The organism is Paenibacillus antri, assembly GCF_005765165.1.
GTDB classification, from domain to species: domain Bacteria; phylum Bacillota; class Bacilli; order Paenibacillales; family YIM-B00363; genus Paenibacillus_AE; species Paenibacillus_AE antri.
On record NZ_VCIW01000015.1, the window covers coordinates 75,138 to 96,930 of the forward strand.

The 21,793-nt window shown below is 59.7% G+C and carries 21 protein-coding genes; 20 read left to right on the forward strand and 1 reads right to left on the reverse strand.

The annotated features are described in order from the left end of the window. Nucleotides 1-51: 51 nt before the first annotated feature. Nucleotides 52-282 (reverse strand): DUF2626 domain-containing protein, encoded by a 231-nt coding sequence (locus tag FE782_RS20350; RefSeq protein ID WP_138196089.1) that lies wholly within the window; start codon nt 280-282, stop codon nt 52-54. A gap of 247 nt (nt 283-529) precedes the next feature. Between FE782_RS20350 and FE782_RS20355 the strand changes: the two genes are divergently transcribed. The 20 genes from FE782_RS20355 (at nt 530) to FE782_RS20450 (ending at nt 21,752) form a co-directional block, all read left to right on the forward strand. Further along, nucleotides 530-1,177: an RsfA family transcriptional regulator gene (locus FE782_RS20355; RefSeq protein WP_138196090.1), complete on the forward strand. Its 648-nt coding sequence runs from the start codon at nt 530-532 to the stop codon at nt 1,175-1,177. Nucleotides 1,178-1,307: 130 nt separating this feature from the next. Then, nucleotides 1,308-1,727 carry a DUF3397 domain-containing protein gene (locus tag FE782_RS20360; protein ID WP_338016908.1) on the forward strand — a complete coding sequence of 140 codons (420 nt, stop codon included), beginning with the start codon at nt 1,308-1,310 and terminating at the stop codon, nt 1,725-1,727. Nucleotides 1,728-1,742: 15 nt separating this feature from the next. Beyond that, nucleotides 1,743-2,003, forward strand: coding sequence for a late competence development ComFB family protein (locus FE782_RS20365; RefSeq protein ID WP_138196091.1), 261 nt, complete (start codon nt 1,743-1,745; stop codon nt 2,001-2,003). Nucleotides 2,004-2,287: 284 nt separating this feature from the next. Beyond that, entirely contained in the window at nt 2,288-4,018 is a 1,731-nt protein-coding gene (locus tag FE782_RS20370) for a peptide ABC transporter substrate-binding protein (RefSeq protein WP_138196092.1), read from the forward strand. A gap of 197 nt (nt 4,019-4,215) precedes the next feature. Next, nucleotides 4,216-5,145 carry an ABC transporter permease gene (locus tag FE782_RS20375; RefSeq protein WP_202914575.1) on the forward strand — a complete coding sequence of 310 codons (930 nt, stop codon included), beginning with the start codon at nt 4,216-4,218 and terminating at the stop codon, nt 5,143-5,145. Further along, a complete protein-coding gene (locus tag FE782_RS20380; protein ID WP_138196093.1) occupies nt 5,142-6,095 on the forward strand; it encodes an ABC transporter permease in 954 nt (317 codons plus the stop codon). The genes FE782_RS20375 and FE782_RS20380 overlap by 4 nt, the downstream gene beginning before the upstream one ends. Nucleotides 6,096-6,107: 12 nt before the next feature. Further along, complete coding sequence (locus FE782_RS20385) at nt 6,108-7,127, forward strand: ABC transporter ATP-binding protein (RefSeq protein ID WP_138196094.1); 1,020 nt, start codon at nt 6,108-6,110, stop codon at nt 7,125-7,127. Further along, nucleotides 7,124-8,080 (forward strand): ABC transporter ATP-binding protein, encoded by a 957-nt coding sequence (locus tag FE782_RS20390; RefSeq protein ID WP_138196095.1) that lies wholly within the window; start codon nt 7,124-7,126, stop codon nt 8,078-8,080. The genes FE782_RS20385 and FE782_RS20390 overlap by 4 nt, the downstream gene beginning before the upstream one ends. Before the next feature lie 149 nt (nt 8,081-8,229). Continuing rightward, the gene (gene bshC / locus FE782_RS20395) at nt 8,230-9,891 is read left to right on the forward strand and encodes a bacillithiol biosynthesis cysteine-adding enzyme BshC (RefSeq protein WP_158299477.1); all 1,662 of its coding nucleotides are present in this window, start codon (nt 8,230-8,232) and stop codon (nt 9,889-9,891) included. A gap of 19 nt (nt 9,892-9,910) precedes the next feature. Next, nucleotides 9,911-11,173 carry an adenosylhomocysteinase gene (locus FE782_RS20400; protein WP_138196097.1) on the forward strand — a complete coding sequence of 421 codons (1,263 nt, stop codon included), beginning with the start codon at nt 9,911-9,913 and terminating at the stop codon, nt 11,171-11,173. 181 nt (nt 11,174-11,354) lie between these two features. Beyond that, the gene (locus tag FE782_RS20405; protein WP_158299478.1) at nt 11,355-11,987 is read left to right on the forward strand and encodes a TetR/AcrR family transcriptional regulator; all 633 of its coding nucleotides are present in this window, start codon (nt 11,355-11,357) and stop codon (nt 11,985-11,987) included. Beyond that, nucleotides 11,971-12,834 (forward strand): ABC transporter ATP-binding protein, encoded by an 864-nt coding sequence (locus FE782_RS20410; RefSeq protein WP_138196099.1) that lies wholly within the window; start codon nt 11,971-11,973, stop codon nt 12,832-12,834. Before FE782_RS20405 ends, FE782_RS20410 begins: the two co-directional genes overlap by 17 nt. Beyond that, a complete protein-coding gene (locus tag FE782_RS20415) occupies nt 12,831-13,532 on the forward strand; it encodes a fluoroquinolone export ABC transporter permease subunit (protein ID WP_138196100.1) in 702 nt (233 codons plus the stop codon). The genes FE782_RS20410 and FE782_RS20415 overlap by 4 nt, the downstream gene beginning before the upstream one ends. Then, nucleotides 13,529-14,257 (forward strand): Rv2686c family ABC transporter permease subunit, encoded by a 729-nt coding sequence (locus FE782_RS20420; protein WP_138196101.1) that lies wholly within the window; start codon nt 13,529-13,531, stop codon nt 14,255-14,257. Before FE782_RS20415 ends, FE782_RS20420 begins: the two co-directional genes overlap by 4 nt. Nucleotides 14,258-14,339: 82 nt before the next feature. Then, complete coding sequence (locus FE782_RS20425; protein WP_138196102.1) at nt 14,340-15,359, forward strand: DUF4349 domain-containing protein; 1,020 nt, start codon at nt 14,340-14,342, stop codon at nt 15,357-15,359. Nucleotides 15,360-15,479: 120 nt separating this feature from the next. Continuing rightward, nucleotides 15,480-15,917 carry a division/cell wall cluster transcriptional repressor MraZ gene (gene mraZ / locus FE782_RS20430; protein ID WP_138196103.1) on the forward strand — a complete coding sequence of 146 codons (438 nt, stop codon included), beginning with the start codon at nt 15,480-15,482 and terminating at the stop codon, nt 15,915-15,917. 26 nt (nt 15,918-15,943) lie between these two features. Then, a complete protein-coding gene (gene rsmH / locus FE782_RS20435; RefSeq protein WP_138196104.1) occupies nt 15,944-16,876 on the forward strand; it encodes a 16S rRNA (cytosine(1402)-N(4))-methyltransferase RsmH in 933 nt (310 codons plus the stop codon). Nucleotides 16,877-16,966: 90 nt separating this feature from the next. Beyond that, the gene (locus FE782_RS20440; RefSeq protein WP_138196105.1) at nt 16,967-17,377 is read left to right on the forward strand and encodes a hypothetical protein; all 411 of its coding nucleotides are present in this window, start codon (nt 16,967-16,969) and stop codon (nt 17,375-17,377) included. A gap of 28 nt (nt 17,378-17,405) precedes the next feature. Beyond that, complete coding sequence (locus FE782_RS20445) at nt 17,406-19,721, forward strand: penicillin-binding transpeptidase domain-containing protein (protein ID WP_138196106.1); 2,316 nt, start codon at nt 17,406-17,408, stop codon at nt 19,719-19,721. An 87-nt stretch (nt 19,722-19,808) separates the two neighbouring features. Further along, nucleotides 19,809-21,752 (forward strand): stage V sporulation protein D, encoded by a 1,944-nt coding sequence (locus FE782_RS20450; RefSeq protein ID WP_138196107.1) that lies wholly within the window; start codon nt 19,809-19,811, stop codon nt 21,750-21,752. Nucleotides 21,753-21,793 lie beyond the last annotated feature (41 nt).

Sequence of the window (21,793 nt, forward strand, 5' to 3'; positions counted from 1 at the left end):
AAAGAAGGGCTGTCCGAGATCGCGCCTCGGACAGCCCTTCTTTCGCATTTTCTAGATATCCATCTTGAAGAAAGACCAGTACGTGAATCCCGTGAACGAAAGGATCATGTACCCCCAGAACAGGAGTATGTAGGTCCGTTCCTTCAAATTCATGTAACCCAAAATGACGAAAGCGGCCGTCTGGAAAAAGAACAGCAAGGCCATCGTGTACATATCGCCCGCTAACGCCATCAAGCCGATGACGAGGGTCCAGAAGCCGAGAACGCGAAACATGCGCGGCATGACGCTCCCCCTCTCTACATGCAGTCATTAAAACACATCTATTCGTCATTATATCCTTTTGCGGCATCCATGTAAACGACGCAACCGTGACAGAAACGGAAACTTTTCCAGTAGGACCAAAGACGTATGTTCCGGAACCATTTTGGACATACAAATTAGTATGAAATAGATTCTATGAACTCTACTATGGGCATAGAGATAAAGTGTGCATCTATACCCGAAACATTGGTTAGGAGGTTTACGGAACATGTCGGCAGTGCGACAAGACGCTTGGAGTCCGGAAGACGATTTAATGTTGGCGGAGGTAACCCTTCGGCATATACGGGAAGGCAGCACCCAGCTGCTCGCGTTCGAGGAGGTCGGGGAACGAATCGGCAGAACGGCGGCGGCCTGCGGGTTTCGTTGGAATTCGTGCGTTCGGAAAAAGTACGACGCCGCGATTCAAATCGCCAAAGCGCAGCGGCAGAAGCGGAGCTCCCGCAAGGCGGTAGGCGCGGCGCTGGACGCCGAGCGGACGGCTTCCGTCGCGGCGCTCGAGGCGGATGCGGGGCGATACGAGAACGGGACGGAAGAGTCGGTGTCGTTCGACGGCATCATTCGCTTCCTGCGCCAGTGGAAGGGCACGCAGACGGAGCTGACCCGGCAAATCCGCCAGCTGGAGAAGGAGCTTCGAGAGAAAGACGAGGAGCTCGCGCGGCTTCGGGAAGAGAATGAGAGACTCTCGAGCGAAGTGAATCATGTTCAGACCGATTACCGTACGGTGAACGACGACTACAAGGCTTTGATTCAAATTATGGATCGGGCGCGCAAGATGGCGTTCCTCGTCGAGGACGAGGAAGAGCTGAAGTCGCGGTTCAAGATGGATGCGAACGGCAACCTGGAACGCATCGAGTAGACGAAAATGCAAGATCCCGAGCCTCGTATCGTAGAAGTAGGCTAGGGATCTTTTGCGTTTCCGGCGGACATGGTATAATTCGGCATATACGCGCTCCGCGGACCAAGCCGTTCGGAGGAGCGGGAAGCGGGTGCCGCAATTGTCTTGGATCGGAGCCGTCGCCGCCTGGGTCGCGGACGTATTCATACATATCTATGCCGTTCTGGCGATCGCGCCCGTTCTGCCGTTCGCCGTCGTCTGGCTGGCCGTGTATATATATAAGAAAGAGAAGAAGCTCGCGACAAAGCGGGCGATGGACGTCACCACCGCGCTGCTGATCGGCGTCGTAGCCGTATTATTTAACGAGGTTTTCGGTTCGACCTTCGGCATATACTTGTTGCTGCTCGTCTTCTTGCTCGGTTTCGGACTGCTCGGCAACTTGCAGCAGCGAGCCAAGGGCAAGGTCGATCTCCGGAGAACGGTCAGAGCGGTGTGGAGACTCGGATTCATGGGACTCTCGGCCGCTTACGTTCTTCTGATGGCGATCGGAATCACGAAAAATTTATGGTAAAGCGGGGGAACGCTCATGACGGTTCGCAATTTAATGGAGGAGATCGTCGGCAAGGTGTTGAAGGAGATGGCGGCGGCGCAGCCGGAGCTGGCGAACCTGGACCCGATCCATCGGGACGATATGATGGCGATCGCCCTGAATAAGCTGCCCCCGCGGTATACGACTACGACTCGCGGCGAAGTGATCGTGAAGTCGCAGGTGCGGGCCCAGCTCGAGAGCGACGTGTACCGCGAGCTTACGGAAGCCTTCAAAATTGTCACAAAATCGCCAAGATAATGCAAACGACCGGCCCGCGAGGCGGTCGTTTTCTTTTGCGTAAAAATTGTAAGCGTTTGCTTGCCTTTTCTTGCGCTTTTATTTAAACTACGGTTAATAGGGCCAAGGAAACGGGTCCATTCGAGTAGAAGGGGATGTTTTCCATGGATGTTATATCCATGTTACGTACGCGTTAGAATGCCTGACAAATATGGAAAATTCATTATTGACCTTTTTGACCGGTGGTTGTATATTAAACTGCAGTAGAACCACACTACTAAAAATTCTTGAGGAGGAAAAGCCTAATGTCGAAGGGGATCAAGCGCAGCATGCTCTCGCTGCTCGCCATCGTATTGATGATGGGAACAGTGTTGGCGGCATGCGGCACAAGCTCCGAGGGCGAAACAACGACACCGCCCGCGAGCGAAGGCAACACGAACACGGAAACACCTGCAGAGGAGCCTGCAGCCGGAGGGAAAGCGGACAACCAAGCATTCCGTATGAACATCTCCACGGAACCGCCTTCTCTCGACCCGGCGCAAGCGCAAGACCAAACGTCCTTCACGGTCATGGTCGGTTTGTACGAAGGCCTTACTCGCATGAACGCGGCAGGCGAACCGGAGCCGGCGGTAGCCGAATCCTGGACGACTTCCGAAGACGGCAAAACTTGGACGTTCAAGCTTCGCCAAGACGCGAAGTGGAGCAACGGCGATCCGGTTACGGCACATGACTTCGAATATTCCTGGAAGCGGACGCTCGACGCGAACCTGAATCCTCCCGCGCCTTACGCTTACCAGTTGTACTACCTTGTGAACGGCGCGGAGTATAACACGCCGGACAGCGGCGTAACGGCCGATCAAGTCGGCGTCAAAGCCCTTGACGACTACACGCTCGAAGTTCAACTCGTGAACCCGACGCCTTACTTCCTTAGCCTTACGTCGTTCTTCACGTACTATCCGGTACACAAAGCGACGGTCGAAGCGAACCCGGCATGGGCGACGGAAGCCGCTAGCTTCGTAGGCAACGGTCCGTTCACGCTTGCAGAGTGGAAGCACAACGACTCCATCAAGCTCGCGAAGAACGACAACTACTTCAATAAAGATCAAATCAACTTCACGGAAGTTTCGATGGCGATGATTTCCGAGCCGCAAACCGAGTTGAACTTGTACAACACGGGCGAGCTCGACTGGACGGGCGGTCCGAACGGCGAAATCCCGACGGAACAAATCCCGGTTCTCAAGAACGATCCGGAAGCGAACTTGGTCATTCAAGGTATCGCATCGACGTACTACATGAACTTCAACAACACGAAGAAGCCTTTCGACAACGCGAAAGTTCGTCGCGCGCTTGCGATGGCGGTGAACCGTCAGCTCATGATCGACAAGATCACGCTCGGCAACCAGCAGCCTGCATACGGCTTCGTATCGACGGGTATCAAAGGTTTGGAGAAGACGTTCCGCGAAGAAGTCATCGACACGAACTACTTCACGGAAGATTTGGAAGCGGCGAAGAAGCTGTGGGCGGAAGGCATCGCGGAAGCGGGCTGGGATCCGGCGACGGGCTTCACGATCACGCATAACACGGGCGAAGGCCACAAGAAGATCGCTACGGCGCTCGCCGACATGTGGAAGACGGCATTCGGCGTAACCGTCAAGATCGAAGAGCAAGAGTGGGCCGTATTCCTCCAAAACCGCACGGCGCTCAACTATGACGTCGCTCGCGCAGGTTGGGGAGCGGACTACAACGATCCGATGACGTTCATCGACATGTTCACGTCCACTTCGGGCAACAACGACCTCGGCTTCAACAACGCCGAGTACGATCAGCTCGTGAAAGACGCCTACGCGACGCAAGACAATGCGAAGCGCATGGAGCTCATGGCGAAAGCCGAGCAAATCTTGATCGGCGACAATACGGCGCTTCTCCCGCTGTACTACTACACGCGGATTTGGATGAACAAACCGTACGTGAAAGACGTTGTAATCGACTACTCCGGCAACATGGACTACACTCGCGGGTACATCGAGAAACAATAAGGTACAACTAGAGTTTTGCGCTGAAGGAGATCGGGGTATATATAGCGTCCCTATATATGCCCCTTTTTCTGTGCTATGAAAGAAAACACACCTGATTCTGATCATTCCGGTAATTATGGCAACATTTTAAAATAGCTTGATGCGTTGCCGCCGTTTACAATAATGAGAGAAATATAGACGGGAAGAGGTGTTCCGGGTTGGCTCGTTTTGTCATTCAAAAGCTCGTTTCAACGGTGGCTTCGCTGCTTGTATTGGCCACGGCGACGTTCGTTCTCATGAAATTAATCCCGGGGAATCCGTTTTTAAACGAGAAGACGCCCAGAGCGATTCAAGAGAGAATCATGTCTTTTTATGGCTTGGATCGCCCGATTTGGGAGCAGTATTTTAAGTATATGGGCAAGCTGCTCTCGGGCGACTTGGGCATTTCGATGAAATATCAGTACCGCTCCGTCGCGACGATGATCAACGAATCGTTCTACTTGTCCGCGCAGCTCGGCATCGTGTCGATCATCGCGTCGGTCATTTTCGGCGTCGGCATGGGCGTCGTCGCCGCGTTGTACCATCGGAAATTGCTGGACAACCTGACGATCGTCATCGCCGTTCTCGGCGTGTCCATTCCGAGCTTCGTTCTAGCGCCGGTTCTTCAATACTACTTCTCCGCGGAGCTTCGTTGGTTCCCGGTCACCGGTCTCAATAGCCCGTTCTCGTACGTGCTGCCGACGATCGCCTTGAGCGCATTGTCCGTCGCGTTCATCGCGAGACTGACGCGTTCGACGATGGTCGAAGTATTGAATTCCGATTACATTCGAACCGCGAGATCGAAGGGGTTGTCGGGCTTCGTCGTGACGACGCGCCATGCGCTTCGGAACGCGCTGCTCCCGGTCGTTACGTATCTCGGTCCGCTCACCGCGAACGTCATCACGGGTTCGATCGTCATCGAGCAAGTGTTCGGCATCGCCGGCATCGGCCAGCATTTCGTTACCAGCATCAACAATCGCGATTATACGCTCATTATGGGCCTTACTATTTTCTACGGCATTATTTTGATGGTTTGCAGATTCTTAACGGATATCGCTTATGCGTTGGTCGACCCTCGCATTAAGTTGACCGGCGGAAAGGGAGGTTGACCGACGTGACGCAATTGAAACCTTCGGATTTGCGTCCGGAGCTGTTCCGGAAAATTTCGAAAAACGAAGTGAGCGCGGAGAAGATCGAGCGCGAGAGCTTGTCCGCATGGGCGGATATCTGGTATCGATTCCGGAAAAACACGGTCGCGATGATCGGTTTGTACATTATAGGCGTGATGTCGCTGTTCGCCATATTCGGACCGATGATCGTGCCGTGGGACGCGACGGTCAACGAATTGCTCGCGACGAACGAGCCGCCGAATCTCTCGAGCTGGAACGCGCACTGGTTCGGCACCGACGATTTCGGCCGGGATATGTTCGCCCGCACATGGGAAGGCGCGAAAGTATCGCTCTTGGTCGGTCTTTGCGTCGCGGCGGTCGACTTGCTTGTCGGCGTCGTCTACGGCAGCATCATGGGTTATGTGGGCGGCCGCGTCGACGAGGTCATGAACAAGACGGCGGAAGTGCTGTACTCCATTCCGAACCTTCTCGTCTCGATTCTGCTCGTCGTCGTCTTCGAACCGAGTCTGCTGGTCATTATTCTCGCGCTTTCGATCACCGGCTGGATCAACATGGCCTGGATCGTGCGCGGTCAAATCATTCAATTGAAAAACCAAGAATACGTTCTGGCGTCCCGTTCGCTCGGCGCCGGCATGTGGCGCATCATGTTCCGCCACCTCGTGCCGAACGCCATGGGTCCCATTATCGTTACCTTGACGTTGACGATTCCGTCCGCCATCTTCGCCGAAGCGTTCCTCAGCTACCTCGGTCTCGGGGTGCAGGTGCCGAACGCGTCGTGGGGTACGATGATCGACAACTCGCTCGCCGTCATTCAAATTTATCCGTGGCGCTTCCTCTTCCCGGCGTTCTGTCTCTCGCTGACGATGCTCGCCTTCAACGTCATGGGCGACGGGCTGCGCGACGCGTTCGATCCGAAAATGAAGAAGTAGGAGGTGCCGACCATGGCCGAAACGATTTTGGAAGTCAAAGATTTACGCGTGTCCTTCAACGTCCGCGGCGGCGAGGTGCAAGCCGTGCGCGGCGTCGACTTCGAAGTCAAGAAGGGCGAAGCGGTCGCGATCGTCGGCGAGTCCGGCTGCGGCAAGAGCGTTACCGCGCAGACGATCATGAGATTGATTCCTACTCCGCCAAGCGTCATCAAGAGCGGTTCTATTAAATTTAAAGGCGAAGACCTGATCAAGAAGTCGGAAAAGGAAATGGAAGCCATACGGGGCAAGGATATCGGCATGATCTTCCAAGATCCGATGACGTCGCTCAATCCGACGCTTACGATCGGCCGCCAAATTACGGAAGGCCTCATCAAGCATCAGAAGATGTCGAAGCAAGCGGCGAAGGATCGCGCGATCGATATTTTGAAGCTCGTCGGCATTCCGAACCCGGAAGCGCGCTTCGCGCAATATCCGCACGAGTTTTCCGGCGGCATGCGGCAGCGGGCGATGATCGCCATCGCGCTCGCCTGCAACCCGTCGCTGCTCATCGCGGACGAACCGACGACGGCGCTCGACGTGACGATTCAAGCGCAAATCTTGACGCTGATGAAGGATCTTCAATCGACGCTCGGCACCTCGATCATCTTGATCACGCACGACCTCGGCGTCGTCGCCGATATGTGCGACCGCGTCATCGTCATGTACGCGGGCAAGGTCGTCGAGACCGGGACGAAATGGGAAGTGTTTAAAAACCCGAAGCACCCGTACACGAAGGGTTTGCTTCGTTCGGTGCCGCGCCTCGACCAGAAGAAGGACGAGGAGCTTATCCCGATTATCGGTACGCCGCCGGATCTCATCAAGCCGCCGGCGGGCTGCGCATTCTGCGCGCGCTGCGACGAGGCGATGGCGATCTGCCAGACGCAGGACGTCGACATGACGGAGGTCAGTCCGGGCCATAAAGCGGCTTGCTGGCAGCTCCACCCGATGGCGCAAAGCGCGCAGGTGGCGGCAGGGAAGGAGGACGCACGATGAGCGCGAATTTGCTCGAAGTTAACAATCTAACGAAGTTTTTCAACGTCGGCGGGGGCAACACCCTCAAAGCCGTGAACGATATCAGCTTCGCATTGAGGAAAGGCGAGACGCTCGGCCTCGTCGGCGAATCCGGCTGCGGCAAGTCGACGGCGGGCCGCACGATTCTTCGCTTGTACGAACCGACGAACGGCGAAGTGAAGTTCGAAGGCACGAACATCTACTCGCTGCGCGGCTCGAAAATGAAGGCGCTGCGCCGCAACATGCAGATGATCTTCCAAGATCCGTACGCGTCGCTCAACCCGCGGATGACCGTCACGGACATTATCGGGGAAGCGCTAGACGTGCATAAGTTGGTCGGCAGCCGCGCCGAGCGCAAGAAGCGCGTCGAGGAGCTGCTCGATCTCGTCGGCCTGAACCCGGATCACGCGACGCGGTACCCGCATGAATTCTCGGGCGGTCAGCGTCAACGGATCGGCATCGCCCGCGCGCTCGCGGTCGATCCGAAGTTCATCGTATGCGACGAGCCGATTTCGGCGCTCGACGTATCGATTCAGGCGCAGGTCGTCAACCTGCTCATGAAACTGCAGAAGCAATTCGGCCTGACGTACTTGTTCATCGCGCACGACCTTGCGATGGTAAAGCACATCAGCGACCGCGTCGCGGTTATGTATCTCGGCAAGATGGTCGAGCTGACGACGTCCGAAGAGCTGTATGCGAATCCGATGCATCCGTATACGAAGGCGCTCTTATCCGCGATTCCGATTCCGGATCCGGAGATCGAAGCGTCTCGCGAGCGGATCGTGCTGAAGGGCGACATCCCGTCCCCGATCAACCCGCCGAGCGGCTGCCACTTCCGGACGCGCTGCCCTGCGGCGACGGAGAAGTGCGCGAAGGAAGCTCCGGCGTTCGTCGAGACGAAGCCGGGCCACTGGACGGCTTGCCATTACGTTTAATCGTCTTGTTCGCGAAGAGCCGCGGCCGAAGGACTTTCCTTCGCGCCGGGCTCTTTTTTTCATGCGCTCGCGTTTTGACGGGAACGATTCGCGGGGGTACAATGATAGCATTGACCGGACAGGCAACGATGGTGAAAAGAGGGAATCCGATGCGGTTTGAAACGTATGAACATATGAAGGCGCACCCGATCGCGGCGGATTACGGCAAGGGCCTTGCCGCCGCGCTTTCGCGGTTCGATGCGTCGAGTCCGTACCTGGCGCCGGAGCGCGCCTGGATCGACCGAGCGGCGCGCGTCGACGCCGCGAGAGGGGCCGCGCCCGCCGCGGACCGCGGCAACGTCGCGGACGCGGTGCTGCGCTACAACCGGGCGCACAATGACGTGCCGGCGGCGATCGCCGCCGCCGAAGCGCTGCGCGACCCGACGGCGCTCGTCGTCGCGGGCGGGCAGCAAGCGGGCTTGTTTACCGGCCCGATGCTAGTCGTCTATAAGGCGATGACGATTTTGCGGACGGCGCGGCATGCGTCCCGCGTCCTCGGCCGACCGGTCGTGCCCGTGTTTTGGATCGCGGGCGAAGATCACGATTGGGACGAGGCGAACCATACATACGTCGTGACGCCGCAGCTGGAGACGCGGAAGATCGCCGTCCCGCACCCGGGGACCGACGGGCGCACGGCGGTCAGTCGTACGCCGGTTTCCCCGGAAGCGTGGCAAGCCGCGATCGATGCGCTCGGCGAAGGGCTGATGGACACGGAGTTCAAGCCTGGCGTGCTGGAGTCGCTGCGCGGCATCGCGGCGTCGTCGGCGACGTTGTCCGACGCGTTCGCGAAGACGATGTCGCTGCTGTTCGGACGTCACGGCCTCGTCCTGATCGACGCCGACGATCCCGGACTGCGCGCCGCGGAAGGACCGATGTTCGAGGCGCTGCTCGGCAAGCGGGACGAGCTGTCGGCGGCGCTGAAGGCGGGCGAACGCGAGGTGACCTCGCTCGGGTACCCGCTGCAAGCCGAATCCGCCGAGGACGGCGTCAATCTGTTCCTGTTCGACGGCGGAGAGCGCAAGCTGTTGTTCCGAGACGGGGCTGACGCGGTCGACCGCAAGGGGACGTTCCGCGTTCCGTTCGAGGAGCTGCTTCGACGGGCGGGCGCCGAGCCGACCGCGTTCAGCAACAATGCGTTGACGCGGCCGCTGATGCAAGAGTTCTTGTTTCCGACGGTCGCGACGGTGCTCGGGGCGAGCGAGATCGCCTACTGGAGCACGCTGAAGGAGGCGTTCGCGCTCTTCGGCTTCTCGACGCCGATTATCGTGCCTCGCCAGCAGTACACACTGCTCGAAGGCACCGTGCAGAAGCAGATGGACAAGTTCGGCGTGTCGTTCGACGACGCGTGGCAGCGGCTTCCGGAGCTTCGCGACGCGTGGCTTCGGGCGCAGGACGCTTTGGGGCTGTCGGCGCGGTTCGCGCACGCCAAGGAGTCGTTCGCCGACGTATACCGTCCGCTCGTGGACGCCGCGGCTTCGATCAACCCGGGGCTGCGCAAGCTCGGCGAGACGAATATGGGCAAGATTCTCGAGCAGATCGATTTCTTGGAGACGAAGGCGACGGACGCGCTGAAGCAGCAGCATGAATCGGGGCTGCGGCACTGGGAGCGCATCCGCACGACGACGGCGCCCGCGGGCAAGCCCCAGGAGCGGGTCGTGAACGTGTTCCAATACGTGCATCGTTACGGCTTCCCATGGCTGGACGACTTGATCGAGCGGGCGGAGCTCGATTTCGGAGCGGGGTACAAGCCTCACGAAGTGATTTACTTATAATGAAGGAGATGGCGTTTCGATGACTATGCTAACGAAGAGCATTATCGCGAACCCGGCATTGGCCGCGGAAGGAAAGCTGAAGATCGATTGGGTGGAGGCGCATATGCCGGTGCTGAACCGGATTCGCGCGACGTTCGAGAAGGAACAGCCGTTCAAGGGACTTCGCGTCGCGATCTCCCTCCATCTCGAGGCGAAGACGGCATACTTGGCGAAGGTCGTGCAGGCCGGCGGCGCCGAAGTCGTCATCACCGGCAGCAATCCGCTCTCGACGCAGGACGACGTCTGCGCGGCGCTCGTGCAGGACGGCATCACCGTCTTCGCGAAATACAATCCGGAACCGAAGGAATACAAGGATCTGATGATCAAGACGCTGGAAACCCGGCCGGATCTGATCATCGACGACGGCGGCGACCTCGTGACGATCTTGCACGCCGAACGCCAAGATTTGCTTTCGCAAGTGCGCGGCGGCGCGGAGGAGACGACGACGGGCATTCTGCGTCTGAAGTCGTTGGAGCGCGACGGCAAGCTTCAATTCCCGATGGTCGCGGTGAACGACGCGTATTGCAAGCACTTGTTCGATAACCGTTACGGTACGGGGCAGTCGGTATTCGACGGCATCAATCGGACGACGAATCTCGTCGTCGCCGGCAAGACGGTCGTCGTCAATGGCTACGGCTGGTGCGGCAAGGGCGTCGCGATGCGGGCGAAGGGACTCGGCGCGAACGTCGTCGTGACGGAGATCGACGCGATTAAGGCGGTAGAAGCGTACATGGACGGCTTCGCGGTCATGCCGATGGCGGAAGCGGCGAAGGTCGGCGATTACTTCGTGACGGTAACGGGCAACAAGGACGTCATTCGCGGCGTACATATCGAGAATATGAAGGACGGCGCCATTCTGTCCAATGCCGGCCACTTCGACGTCGAAGTGAACATTCCGGAGCTTGAGGCATTGTCGGTGTCGCGCCGCACCGTGCGCAAGAACATCGAGGAGTTCCGGCTGAAGGACGGGCGTAAAATTTACCTGCTCGCCGAAGGACGCCTCGTCAACTTGGCGGCGGGCGACGGCCACCCGGCGGAAATCATGGACATGACGTTCGCGCTGCAGGCGATGGCGCTGAAGTACGTGAACGAAAACTACGAGAAGATCGGCAAGCAAGTCGTGAACGTGCCGTACGAGACGGACGAGCAAGTCGCGCGGTATAAGCTCGAAGCGCTCGGCACGAGCATCGATACGTTGACGGACGAGCAGAAGGCGTACTTGGACAGCTGGGCGGAGCATTAATCGGGACGGCGAGCCGACGCGATGGAGGGGTTGTTTCCCTAAGTAGAAAGTTTACTTAGGGGAACGGCCCCTTCTTTCTTTTTCGAAAACATTCAGGGCCGTTCGTTTATTGACATCTTATGAATAAAATAATATTATATTCATGAATAAAAATAAAATATATTCATTGGTGGCGAGCGGAGTGGTCAAAAGGTTTTCCGAATCCGAGAAGGAGTCTATTCGCAGCAAGCTAATAGCCGTAGGCCGAGAGCTGTTCGCGGAACGCGGCTTGCAAAAAACCGGCGTAGCCGAAATTACGTCTCGCGCGGGTATCGCGCAAGGCACGTTTTATTTGTTTTTCGAAAGCAAGGAAGCGTTGTTTTTCGAAATTTTGCAGCGGGAGGAAGAGAGCATCCGAACGTCGCTTTTCGACGAGCATCTGTCGGGCGACGGTCGCGTTACGCGAGAGGGATTCGAACGATTTCTGACGGACTCGTTGTTTTCGATCCGGCGCCACCCGCTGATCCGTCACCTCTACGACGAACGGACGATGGAATCGCTGTTTCGCAAGCTTCCGCCGGAAACGTTAGCCGCCCATGCTTCTAAAGACGAAGAGACGCTTCTCCCGTTCATCGACCGAGGACGGCGGGAAGGATGGCTCGTTCCGGCGGAGCCGAGCGCGATCGTAAACCTCATTCGTTCGGCGGTGCTGCTATCGTTCCAAAGGGAGCGCATCGGGGAACCGTCGTACGACGCGACGCTTCGCTTGTTGGCGCACTGTATCGCATGCGGTTTAATTCTGGAGGAGGGCGACAACGATGCGTCTTCGCGTTGAGGGGCTGCAATATACGTATCCGGGGGCGTCCGAACCGACGCTGCGCGGCATCGATCTCGAGGCGGAGGAAGGCGAGATTATCGGCATCCTCGGCGCGTCCGGCGCCGGCAAGACGACGCTGCAACGGGTGTTGATCGGTTTGCTTCCGGGGTACGAAGGAGGGGTATACGCGTTCGGAGCGGAGATCTCCTCGCTGGGAAGAGAATACAACGAGCGAATCGGCGTCGCGTTCGAGTTTCCTAATTTTTATCAACGGCTTACGGCCGCGGAAAATTTGCGATTTTTCCGTTCCTTATATCGTTCGCCCGGCCCTTCCGTCGAAGCGCTGCTCGCTTCCGTCGGTTTGGCGGAAGACGCCGGCAAACGCGTGTCTTCCTTCTCTAAAGGCATGCGCATGCGCCTGAATTTCTGTCGAGCGCTGGTGAACGATCCGGAGGTATTGTTTCTGGACGAACCGACGTCGGGGCTCGATCCGGAGAACGCCAGGCGGATGAAGGATTCGATTCTCGCCTTGAAGACGCGCGGGAAGGCGGTGCTGCTGACGACGCATAACATGGCGTTAGCGGAGGAGCTGTGCGATCGAATCGCTTGGCTCGAAGGAGGCCGGTTCCGATTGTTCGACAGTCCGGCGTCGTTGAAGTCGGGGCGAGGCGCCCGACGCGTGCGCGTCGAATACGCGGACGGCGGCGCGGTCCGAAGGGCGGAATTCGATCTAGCGTCGCTCGGCGACGACGGCGGCTTCGCCAAGCTGCTCCGAAGCGGCGTCATCCTGACGATGCATACGACGGAGGCGTCGCTCGAAGACGTGCTGTTGGATTCGTCCCGGGAAGGGAGACGATCGTCGTGATTCGATTGCGCTCCGCGCTCCTGTTCGATGCGCGGCTGCAAGCCCGGCACGGATTTTATGCAGCGTACGCGATCGTGTCGCTCTTGTATGTCGCGATGCTCCGCGCCTTGCCGGAAGCATGGAGGGAGCTCGCGCATCTGCTCGCGACATTCTCCGATCCGGCCGCGCTCGGCTTCTACTTTGTTGGGGGACTTGTGCTTTTGGAGAAGCAGCAGCGTCTCTTCGACCCGCTGTTCGCCACGCCCTACGCGGCGTCGGAATACGTTCTGTCGAAGACGGCGACGTTGACCGGGCTGTCCGCCGCCGCGATCGTCGCCGTGCGCCTCGGCGCGTTCGGCTTCGAAGGACGATGGGCGTTGTTTTTGTACGGGTCCGTCGCGACGGCCGCTTTCTTCACCCTGCTCGGTCTCGGCATCGCCGTAAGCTGCCGTACGCTGAACGGCTATTTCGTCGCCTCGACCGTATATACGTCCGTCTTCGCCCTCCCGCTCGTCGAGCCGTTGGGGCTTGCGTCCTGGCCCGCGCTGTCGATGCTGCCTACGCACGCGTCCCTGCTCGCCCTGGAATCCGCGTTCGGCCCCGAACCGACGGTTCGAACGACGATATACGTCGTCGTCTGGTTGGCCGGATGGACGGTCGCGGCGTACGCATGGGCGCTGCGGCGGCTAACGAGGGAGAGGGAGGCGGGCGCCGAATGATCTGGCTGCGAATGTCCGTCGTCGACGCGAAGCAGACGCTGCGCGATCCGATGCTGTTCTTTATGACGGCCGCCCCGTTGCTCATCTTGGCGGCGCTGCGTTACGCGGCTCCTTACGGGCTCTCGCTGCTGCCGGGCGATCCGGAATCCGGCGCGCTCGACTTCGCGGCGATCGTCTCGGCCGTCGCCTTGCTGCTCGTGCCGCTGCTGCCGGGAACGATGGCGGGGCTGCTGCTGCTCGACGAACGAGACGAACGCCTCGTGGCGGCGCTGGCGGTAACCCCGCTGCGGAAGAGCGGTTACTTCGGGTACCGTTTGGCCTTTCCGTTCGTCTTGTCCGCCGGGTACGCGGCGGCGCTGCCTTCCGCCTCGGGGCTATTGCCGCCGGGGGCGAACGCCTTATCGCTGGCGCCGTCGCTCTTCGCCGCCGCGGCGCTCGCGCCGATGTTCGCCGTTCTGATGGGCGCGCTGGCCGCGAATAAGCTGGAAGGACTCGCCGTCTCGAAGCTGTCCGGCTGGGTCGTCTTCGCTCCCGCGCTGCTGCTTGCGCCGGAACCCGCGCAATGGGTCGGGGCGCTCGTACCGACGTATTGGATCGCGAAGTCCTACGTTTCGGCGGCGAGCGGAGACGCCGCAGCCGCGTATGGATGGGGAATAGGGGCATTATTATACCTCGTCGCTTTGTTTGTCTGGCTGTTCGGAAAATACTTGCGCCGGATCGAGTAATGCTGCAACCTTCGTACCGCTTCCTACCGTCTAGGAGGTAACCGGAAATCCGGGAACGATTAGGAAAAAGGCGGGGGTCGCGATGCAACGGAAACGGAAATGGGAAGGGAAAAAGTGGATAGCGGTCGCGCTGCTGGCGTTGGCGGCGCTGACGGCGGGCTGCAGCGGCAGCGGCGGATCGAGCGCCGACCGCGCGTCGAGCGGAACGGCGGAGATGGCGTCGTCCGAGTCGGCGAACGTCGCGATGGAGACGCCGGCGGAGGCGCCGATGGCGGACATGATGTACTCCAAAGCGGAAGAAGGGGCGGCCGCCGGCGAAGGCGCGTCGAGCGGGGACGCCGTTTTGGCGGGAGGCGCCGCGCCAAGCGGGACGGCCGTCGCGCCGGTCGCCGCGCAAGGACGGATGCTCATCTACAAGGCGAACGTAACGATGGAGGTAGAGAGCTACGCCGACACGTATACGGCGGTGCAAAACTTAATCCACTTGTCCGGCGGCTATTTGCTTCAGTTTTCGGAGCAAGCCGGCGGCTCGGAGAAGTCGGGGCTGTTCACGATCAAGGTACCGGCCGCGGACTTCGGCGGATTCATGGATCGGCTGGAGGAAATCCCGAACGCGGGACTCAATCGCAGTATGAACGCGCAGGACGTGTCCGAGGAATTCGTGGACCTGGAAGCCCGGTTGAAGGCGAAAGAGCTCGTCGAGTCCAGATATTTGAAATACATGGAGCAGGCGAGCCGGTCGGAGGATCTGATCCGGTACACGAACGAGCTCGCGGCCATCCAGGAGGAGATCGAACGGCTGAAGGGACGGATGCGTTACCTGCAGCAAAACGTCGACTTCTCCACGATCGAGCTGCGCGTCTACGAGCGGTCCGGCCTCGGTCTGGCGAGCCAAGGCGGCGACGCGACGCTGGCCGAAAAAATGAGCGCGGCATTGAAGAGCAGCCTGAACGCGCTCGTCGTCGTCGCGGAAGGCGTCATGATCGTCGTCGCCGGCGCCCTGCCCGTGATCGTCGTCGCGATCCTCGTCGGAACGCCAATATACTGGTTCGTTCGACGGCGAAAAGCAAAAAACGAAAAAAACCGACCCTTAATTCCATAAAATATTTTTTTGAAATCCTGTTTTTTAAGCAGGATTTTTTCTTTTGTCATCGAATTTGAGTAAAAGTGGTGGAAAGTGGGGGTAAGTGGGGGATAAGGGTGAGTAGGTGGTGAAGTCGGTATGTTCATGGGTGAATTTCAACATAGCGTTGATGATAAGGGCCGCATGATCATCCCGGCGAAATTCCGCGACGAGCTCGGTTCTTCCTTCGTGATGACCCGCGGCCTCGATCAATGTTTGTTCGTATACCCGATGTCGGAGTGGGCGGTCATGGAACAGAAGCTGAAGTCCCTGTCGCTTATGAAGTCCGACGCGCGCGCGTTCACCCGGTTTTTCTTCTCCGGGGCGGTCGAATGCGAGCTGGACAAACAGGGAAGGGTAAATATACCAAGCAATCTCCGGGAGCACGCGAAGCTCGACAAGGATTGCGTCGTCATCGGCGTCTCCACCCGCGTGGAAATTTGGGGCAAAGAAGCTTGGGAAGCGTACTCTCAGCAGTCGGAGGAATCCTTCAACGAAATCGCCGAGAAGCTGGTCGATTTCAACTTCGATCTGTAAGCGAGGCAAGGAAAAGGGGTTACAACATGTTTACACATATAACGGTGCTTAAAGAAGAGGCGGTCGACGCTCTGGCGGTGAGGCCGGACGGCGTCTACGTCGATTGCACGCTCGGGGGAGCCGGGCACAGCGCGATGATCGCCTCCCGCTTAAGCGGCGCCGGGCGCCTGATCGCCTTCGATCAAGACGACGCGGCGCTCGCTCACGCCGGCGAGGTCCTAGCGAAGTACGGAGACCGGGTGACGTTCGTTCGGTCCAACTTCCGAAGGCTGAAGGAGAAGCTGGCGGAGCTGGGAATCGAGAAGGTCGACGGCGTGTTATTCGATCTCGGCGTGTCGTCGCCGCAGCTGGACGAAGCCGATCGAGGCTTCAGCTACCACCATGACGCGGACCTCGACATGCGGATGGACCGCAGCGGCGGCATTACCGCTTACGACGTCGTGAACGATTGGTCGGAGGCGGAGCTGGCGCGTATCTTGTTCCAGTACGGCGAGGAGAAATTTTCGCGGCGTATCGCTCGCGAGATCGTCGCCGCGAGAGAGAACGCGCCGATCCGCACGACCGGAGAACTGACTGAGCTGGTGAAGGCGGGCATTCCCGCCGCCGCGAGACGGACGGGGGGGCATCCCGCGAAGCGATCGTTCCAAGCGATCCGCATCGCCGTCAACGACGAACTCAGGGCGTTCGAAGAGGCGCTCGAGCAAGCGATCGACGTCGCCTCGCCCGGCGGGCGCATCGCCGTCATCACGTTCCATTCGCTGGAGGATCGCATTTGCAAGACGGCGTTCGCCGCGAAGCTAGGCAAGTGCATCTGCCCGCCGGATCTTCCGATGTGCGGCTGCGGCGCGAAGGGCGTGCTGAAGCTCGTCTCCCGCAAGCCCGTGGAGCCGTCGGCGGAAGAGCTGGAGCGCAATCCGAGAGCGCGTTCCGCAAAGCTGAGAGTCGCTGAGAAGTTGTAGAGACGCCGAAGCCTTTTCTGGAAAATAGTACATAAGCCGAAAATCGGGACGCGCCGGCGTCGACCGATTATAATAAGGGGGATTTATATTATGTCCGCATACATACATGGCAGCTTGGCGCTCGACGAGCGCCGGTCGCAGCCCGTCGAGCCGGGCAACAAGCGCAAGCCCGACATCAAGAAGGAGACGCGCGCCAAGACGATTTCCGGCGCGGAGAAGCTGGCCTGGATCGGGCTGGTGTTCTTCGTGTGCGGCGTCGCCGGAATCTATCAATTCCGCGAGGCGTCGAAATACGAGATGAACGCGGAGATCGTGAAGGTAGAAAGAGAGATTCGCGCGTTGGAAGACGAGAGCGCCAAGCTGAAGAACGAGGTCGCTCGACTCGGGAGCCCGGAGCGCTTGATCGAGATGGGCGTCCAACTCGGACTTGCGGAGCAAGGCAGCGTACCGGCGGCCCAAGCGACGAACGAAACGGCTGTCGCGCTCGGCGCGGCGGAATAACGGTCATTCGATAAGGTGGGATATACACATGCCGCAGAAAATTAGAGTGCGTTCGCTCCTGCTCGGGGCAGCGTTCACTCTTCTTTTTATTTTGCTGATCGGTCGACTCTATTGGCTGCAAGTCGTAGAAGCGTCTTGGCTGACGGCTAAGGCGGAGGCGATGTGGGAGACGGGCGACACGCTCCCCGCGAAGCGCGGCACGATCTACGATCGTAATATGGAAGTGCTTGCGGGCGACGCCAAGGGCTATAACGTGGTGTTGAATCCGAAGCTCATCAACGAATTGGGACTGGAGCGCGAGGTGGCCCGAGGGCTGTCGGAAGTGATCGGCGTCAGCGAATCGTTCCTGCTCGAGCAGGCGACGAATCGGGATGCGAACGGCAATTTCCGCATCTACCGGCAGATCGGCAACGAAGGCCGCAAGCTGACCGAGGAGAAGGCGCAAGCCGTCCGCGACTGGAAGGCGGCGTTCGTCGAGAAGCACGGCATCAAAGGGAACAACTGGCAGGGCGTCACGCTCGAGGAAGATCAGGCGCGATTTTATCCTAAAGGCTCCTTAGGCGCGCACGTAATCGGATTCGTCAACAAGAACGGGGACCCCGGCTCGGGGCTCGAGCTTGCGATGGACGAGCTGCTGCGCGGCACGCCGGGATCGATCGCGTACGAGAAAGACCGCCTCGGCCGCAAGCTCCCGGATTCGAAGCCGGAGCTGATCCAGCCGGTGGACGGCCAGAGCCTCGTGCTGACGATCGATCAGACGATCCAGCATTACACCGAGACGGCGCTGAAGAAGAGCTACGATCAGTACAAGCCGAAGAACATGACCGCCATCGCCGTCGATCCGCGGACGATGGAGGTGCTCGCGTTGGCGAACTTCCCGACGTTCGATCCGAACGAATATTGGAAGTACGACCAGAAGGATTTTAAGAACATGGCGATCCAGTCGCGTTACGAGCCGGGTTCGACGTTCAAGCTCGTGACGTTGACGGCGGCGGTCGATCAAGGCGTGTTCGATCCGAACGCTACATACAAATCCGGCTCGATCCGAGTGCCGGGGCGAACGCTGAACGACCACCGCCGCGGCGGGTGGGGCGACATCACGTATTTGGAAGGGCTGCTGCGCTCGAGTAACGTCGCCTTCGTCAAGCTCGGATACGAGACGCTCGGCGAGAAGCTGCTGCGCGACTATATCGAGAAATTCGGATTTTCGCGCAAGACGGGCATCGACTTGCCGGGGGAAGTCGGAGGTTTGATCGACTTCAAATATCCGGCGGAAATCGCGACGACGACGTACGGTCAAGGCGGCGCCATCGTAACGCCGATCCAGCAATTGGCCGCTTACGCGGCGATCGCGAGCGGCGGCAAGCTGATGCAGCCGCACGTCGTCAAGAAGGTCGTCGACTCCGCGACGGGCGAGGTGCTCTCCGAGACGAAGCCGAAGGTCGTCGGCCAGGTCGTGTCGGAGGACGTCGCGAAGCAGGTAACGGAGTACTTGAAGCAAGTCGTGTCGGACGACCGCGGCACCGGCCGGCGCGCGCGGATCGAAGGATACGAGGTCGCGGGCAAGACGGGAACGGCGAACGTCGTCGTGAACGGCGGCTATTCGGCGGACACGTGGGTCGTGTCGTTCATCGGCTACGCGCCCGCCGACGATCCGCGCATCGCGGTGGCGATCATCGCGGACCAACCGGATCTCGGCGGCGATTCGAACCGCGCCGGCGAAGTGACGGGGGCCGTCTTCAAGGAGATCGTCTCGCAGAGTCTCCGTTATATGGGCGTGAAGCCGGATACGGAGCTGCCGTCGGCGCTTGCCGCGTCGGGCGGCGACGCGCTCTCCGCGGTGCCGGACTTGATCGGGCTCGCGCCGGATGCGGCTGTCAAGGAGCTTGACGCGCGCGGCTTCGGCGCGCGGCTCGTCGGCGACGGCGCGAAGGTCGTCGGTCAGTATCCCGCGGCGGGCGAGAAGGTAGCGGGTTCGACGCAAATTTTCTTACTGACGGTGCCGCAGGAGGAAGCGCCCGTTCCGGACGTTATCGGCGCGAGCTTACGCGATGTCGTGCAGCTGTGCGCGCTGCTGGGCCTGAAGTGCGACGCGCAAGGCGAAGGTTACGTCATCAAGCAGGAGCTGGCGGAAGAAGGCGGCGCCGCGACGCTGCGCGTGAAGCTGGAGCCGCTCGGGAAAGCCGCGAGCGGCGGCGCGACGGAAGACGGCTCGGGCGAGGCGTCGGACGACGGCGCCGGCGGGGAAGGCGAAGCCGACTCCGACGCCCCGGACGCGAACGCCGACGAAGAAGCGCCGCCGGAAGACGGCGGCGAGGCGGAAGGCGAAGGCGCCCCCGTGTAATAGGCTTGTTCTACCCCCCGTACGACTTGAATAGTCTAAATCTAGGAACATTGTAGACGGGCTTTTCGAGTGAAGGGGAGGGTGGACATGCGCGTTTCGAACGTCACGCTGCGCCGTAGACTGTACTTGGTGCTGCTGCTCGGATCGGTGCTGTTCCTTGCGTTGATCGCGAGGCTGGCTTGGGTGCAGCTGGTGATGGGGCCGGAATTGACGGAGCTGGCGGAGGAATCCTGGCGCCGGGAGGTACCGTTCGCGGCATCGCGGGGCGAGATCTGGGATCGCAACGGAGAACGGCTCGCCTATAACGTGAGCACGCCGACGATCATGGCCGTTCCCGCGCAGATCAAGGAGAAGGAAGCGACGGCGAAGGCGCTGGCGCCCGTGCTCGGCATGACCGAGAAGAAGGTGCTGGAGACGATCGGCAAGCGCGAGTCGATCGTTCGGCTCCAGCCGGGCGGCCGCAAAATTACGCAGGACAAAGCCCAGCAGGTCCGCGATCTCGCGCTGCCGGGCATCTTCGTTGCCGAGGACAATAAGCGCTATTATCCGTACGACGGACTGGCCGCGCACGTGCTCGGCTTCACGGGCATCGACAATCAGGGACTGACAGGCGTCGAAGCCCGGTACGACGAGCTGCTCAAGGGGATCGGCGGCAGCGTGGCTTATTTGTCCAACGCGAGAGGCGAGGAGATGCCGGGTTCCTCGGAGGAGTACATTCCGCCGAAGGACGGGCTCAACCTGCAGCTGACGATCGATAAGCAAATCCAGACGATCATGGAGCGCGAGCTCGATCAAGCGATGGTGAAATATCAACCGAAGCATATTATCTCGATCGCCGTCGACCCGAAGACGGGCGAGGTGCTGGCGATGGCGAGCCGCCCGGGCTACGAGCCGGGGCAATATCAGCAGTACGATTCCGCCGTGTATAACCGGAATCTGCCGATTTGGATGACGTACGAGCCCGGCTCGACGTTCAAGATCGTAACGCTGGCGGCGGCGCTCGAGGAAGGCAAGGTCAGCTTCGCCGAGAGCTTCCACGACAAGGGCGCCATCGAGGTCGGCGGCGCGAGGCTGCGCTGTTGGAAGCCGGGCGGCCACGGGGCGGAAACGTTCCTCGAGGTCGTGGAAAATTCCTGCAACCCGGGCTTCGTCGTCATGGGACAGCGGCTCGGCGCGGAAACGCTGTTCGACTATATCAAGAAGTTCGGCTTCGGCTCCAAGACGGGCATCGATCTCGGCGGCGAAGAGAACGGCATTATGTTTAAACCGGAGAGAATCGGTCCGGTGGAGCTGGCGACGACCGCATTCGGCCAAGGGGTATCGGTGACGCCGATCCAGCAGGTCATGGCGGTGTCGGCCGCGATCAACGGCGGCAAGCTGTATAAGCCGCATGTCGGCAAGGCGTGGGTCGATCCGGTGACGGGCGACGTCGTCGACGAAATCGAGCCGACACTCGTGCGCGAGAATATTATCTCCGAGGCGACGTCGAAGCTCGTCCGAGAGGCGCTCGAGAGCGTCGTGGCGAAAGGGACCGGCCGGAACGCCTTCATCGAAGGCTACCGCGTCGGCGGCAAAACAGGGACCGCGCAGAAAGTCGTGAACGGCCGGTATTCGCCGACGGAGCACATCGTTTCGTTCATCGGCTTCGCGCCGGCGGACGATCCGCAGATCGTCGTCTATACGGCGGTAGACAATCCGAAAGGGCTTCAATTCGGCGGTCTTATCGCGGCGCCGATCGTCCAAAATATAATGGAAGACAGTCTTCGGTATATGGGCGTGCCGCCTCGGAAGGATCAAGTCGAACCGGAATATCGATACGGCCTGGACGTGATGATGGCCGAGGTGCCGGATCTCGTCGGTCGGACGACGACGGAAATTTACCAAAGCCTTAATATGAACTTTACGCTCGCGAAATACGGCGCCGGCAATACGGTCGTCATGCAGGAGCCGAAGGCGGGAACGAAGGTGCCGGTCGGCTCGACGATCCAGATTTATTTGTCCGATCAGGCGGCGCCTCCGCCCTCGGACTAAAAACGCCGAAGGGGTTCTTTTTCCGGCTATGCACGTTGCAA

Coding starts and splice junctions, on each gene's coding strand:
- FE782_RS20350 (WP_138196089.1), bottom strand. CDS start 282: ATGCCGCGCATGTTTCGCGTTCTCGGCTTCTGGACCCTCGTCATCGGC.
- FE782_RS20355 (WP_138196090.1), top strand. CDS start 530: ATGTCGGCAGTGCGACAAGACGCTTGGAGTCCGGAAGACGATTTAATG.
- FE782_RS20365 (WP_138196091.1), top strand. CDS start 1,743: ATGACGGTTCGCAATTTAATGGAGGAGATCGTCGGCAAGGTGTTGAAG.
- FE782_RS20370 (WP_138196092.1), top strand. CDS start 2,288: ATGTCGAAGGGGATCAAGCGCAGCATGCTCTCGCTGCTCGCCATCGTA.
- FE782_RS20385 (WP_138196094.1), top strand. CDS start 6,108: ATGGCCGAAACGATTTTGGAAGTCAAAGATTTACGCGTGTCCTTCAAC.
- FE782_RS20390 (WP_138196095.1), top strand. CDS start 7,124: ATGAGCGCGAATTTGCTCGAAGTTAACAATCTAACGAAGTTTTTCAAC.
- bshC (WP_158299477.1), top strand. CDS start 8,230: ATGCGGTTTGAAACGTATGAACATATGAAGGCGCACCCGATCGCGGCG.
- FE782_RS20400 (WP_138196097.1), top strand. CDS start 9,911: ATGACTATGCTAACGAAGAGCATTATCGCGAACCCGGCATTGGCCGCG.
- FE782_RS20410 (WP_138196099.1), top strand. CDS start 11,971: ATGCGTCTTCGCGTTGAGGGGCTGCAATATACGTATCCGGGGGCGTCC.
- FE782_RS20420 (WP_138196101.1), top strand. CDS start 13,529: ATGATCTGGCTGCGAATGTCCGTCGTCGACGCGAAGCAGACGCTGCGC.
- FE782_RS20425 (WP_138196102.1), top strand. CDS start 14,340: ATGCAACGGAAACGGAAATGGGAAGGGAAAAAGTGGATAGCGGTCGCG.
- mraZ (WP_138196103.1), top strand. CDS start 15,480: ATGTTCATGGGTGAATTTCAACATAGCGTTGATGATAAGGGCCGCATG.
- rsmH (WP_138196104.1), top strand. CDS start 15,944: ATGTTTACACATATAACGGTGCTTAAAGAAGAGGCGGTCGACGCTCTG.
- FE782_RS20440 (WP_138196105.1), top strand. CDS start 16,967: ATGTCCGCATACATACATGGCAGCTTGGCGCTCGACGAGCGCCGGTCG.
- FE782_RS20445 (WP_138196106.1), top strand. CDS start 17,406: ATGCCGCAGAAAATTAGAGTGCGTTCGCTCCTGCTCGGGGCAGCGTTC.
- FE782_RS20450 (WP_138196107.1), top strand. CDS start 19,809: ATGCGCGTTTCGAACGTCACGCTGCGCCGTAGACTGTACTTGGTGCTG.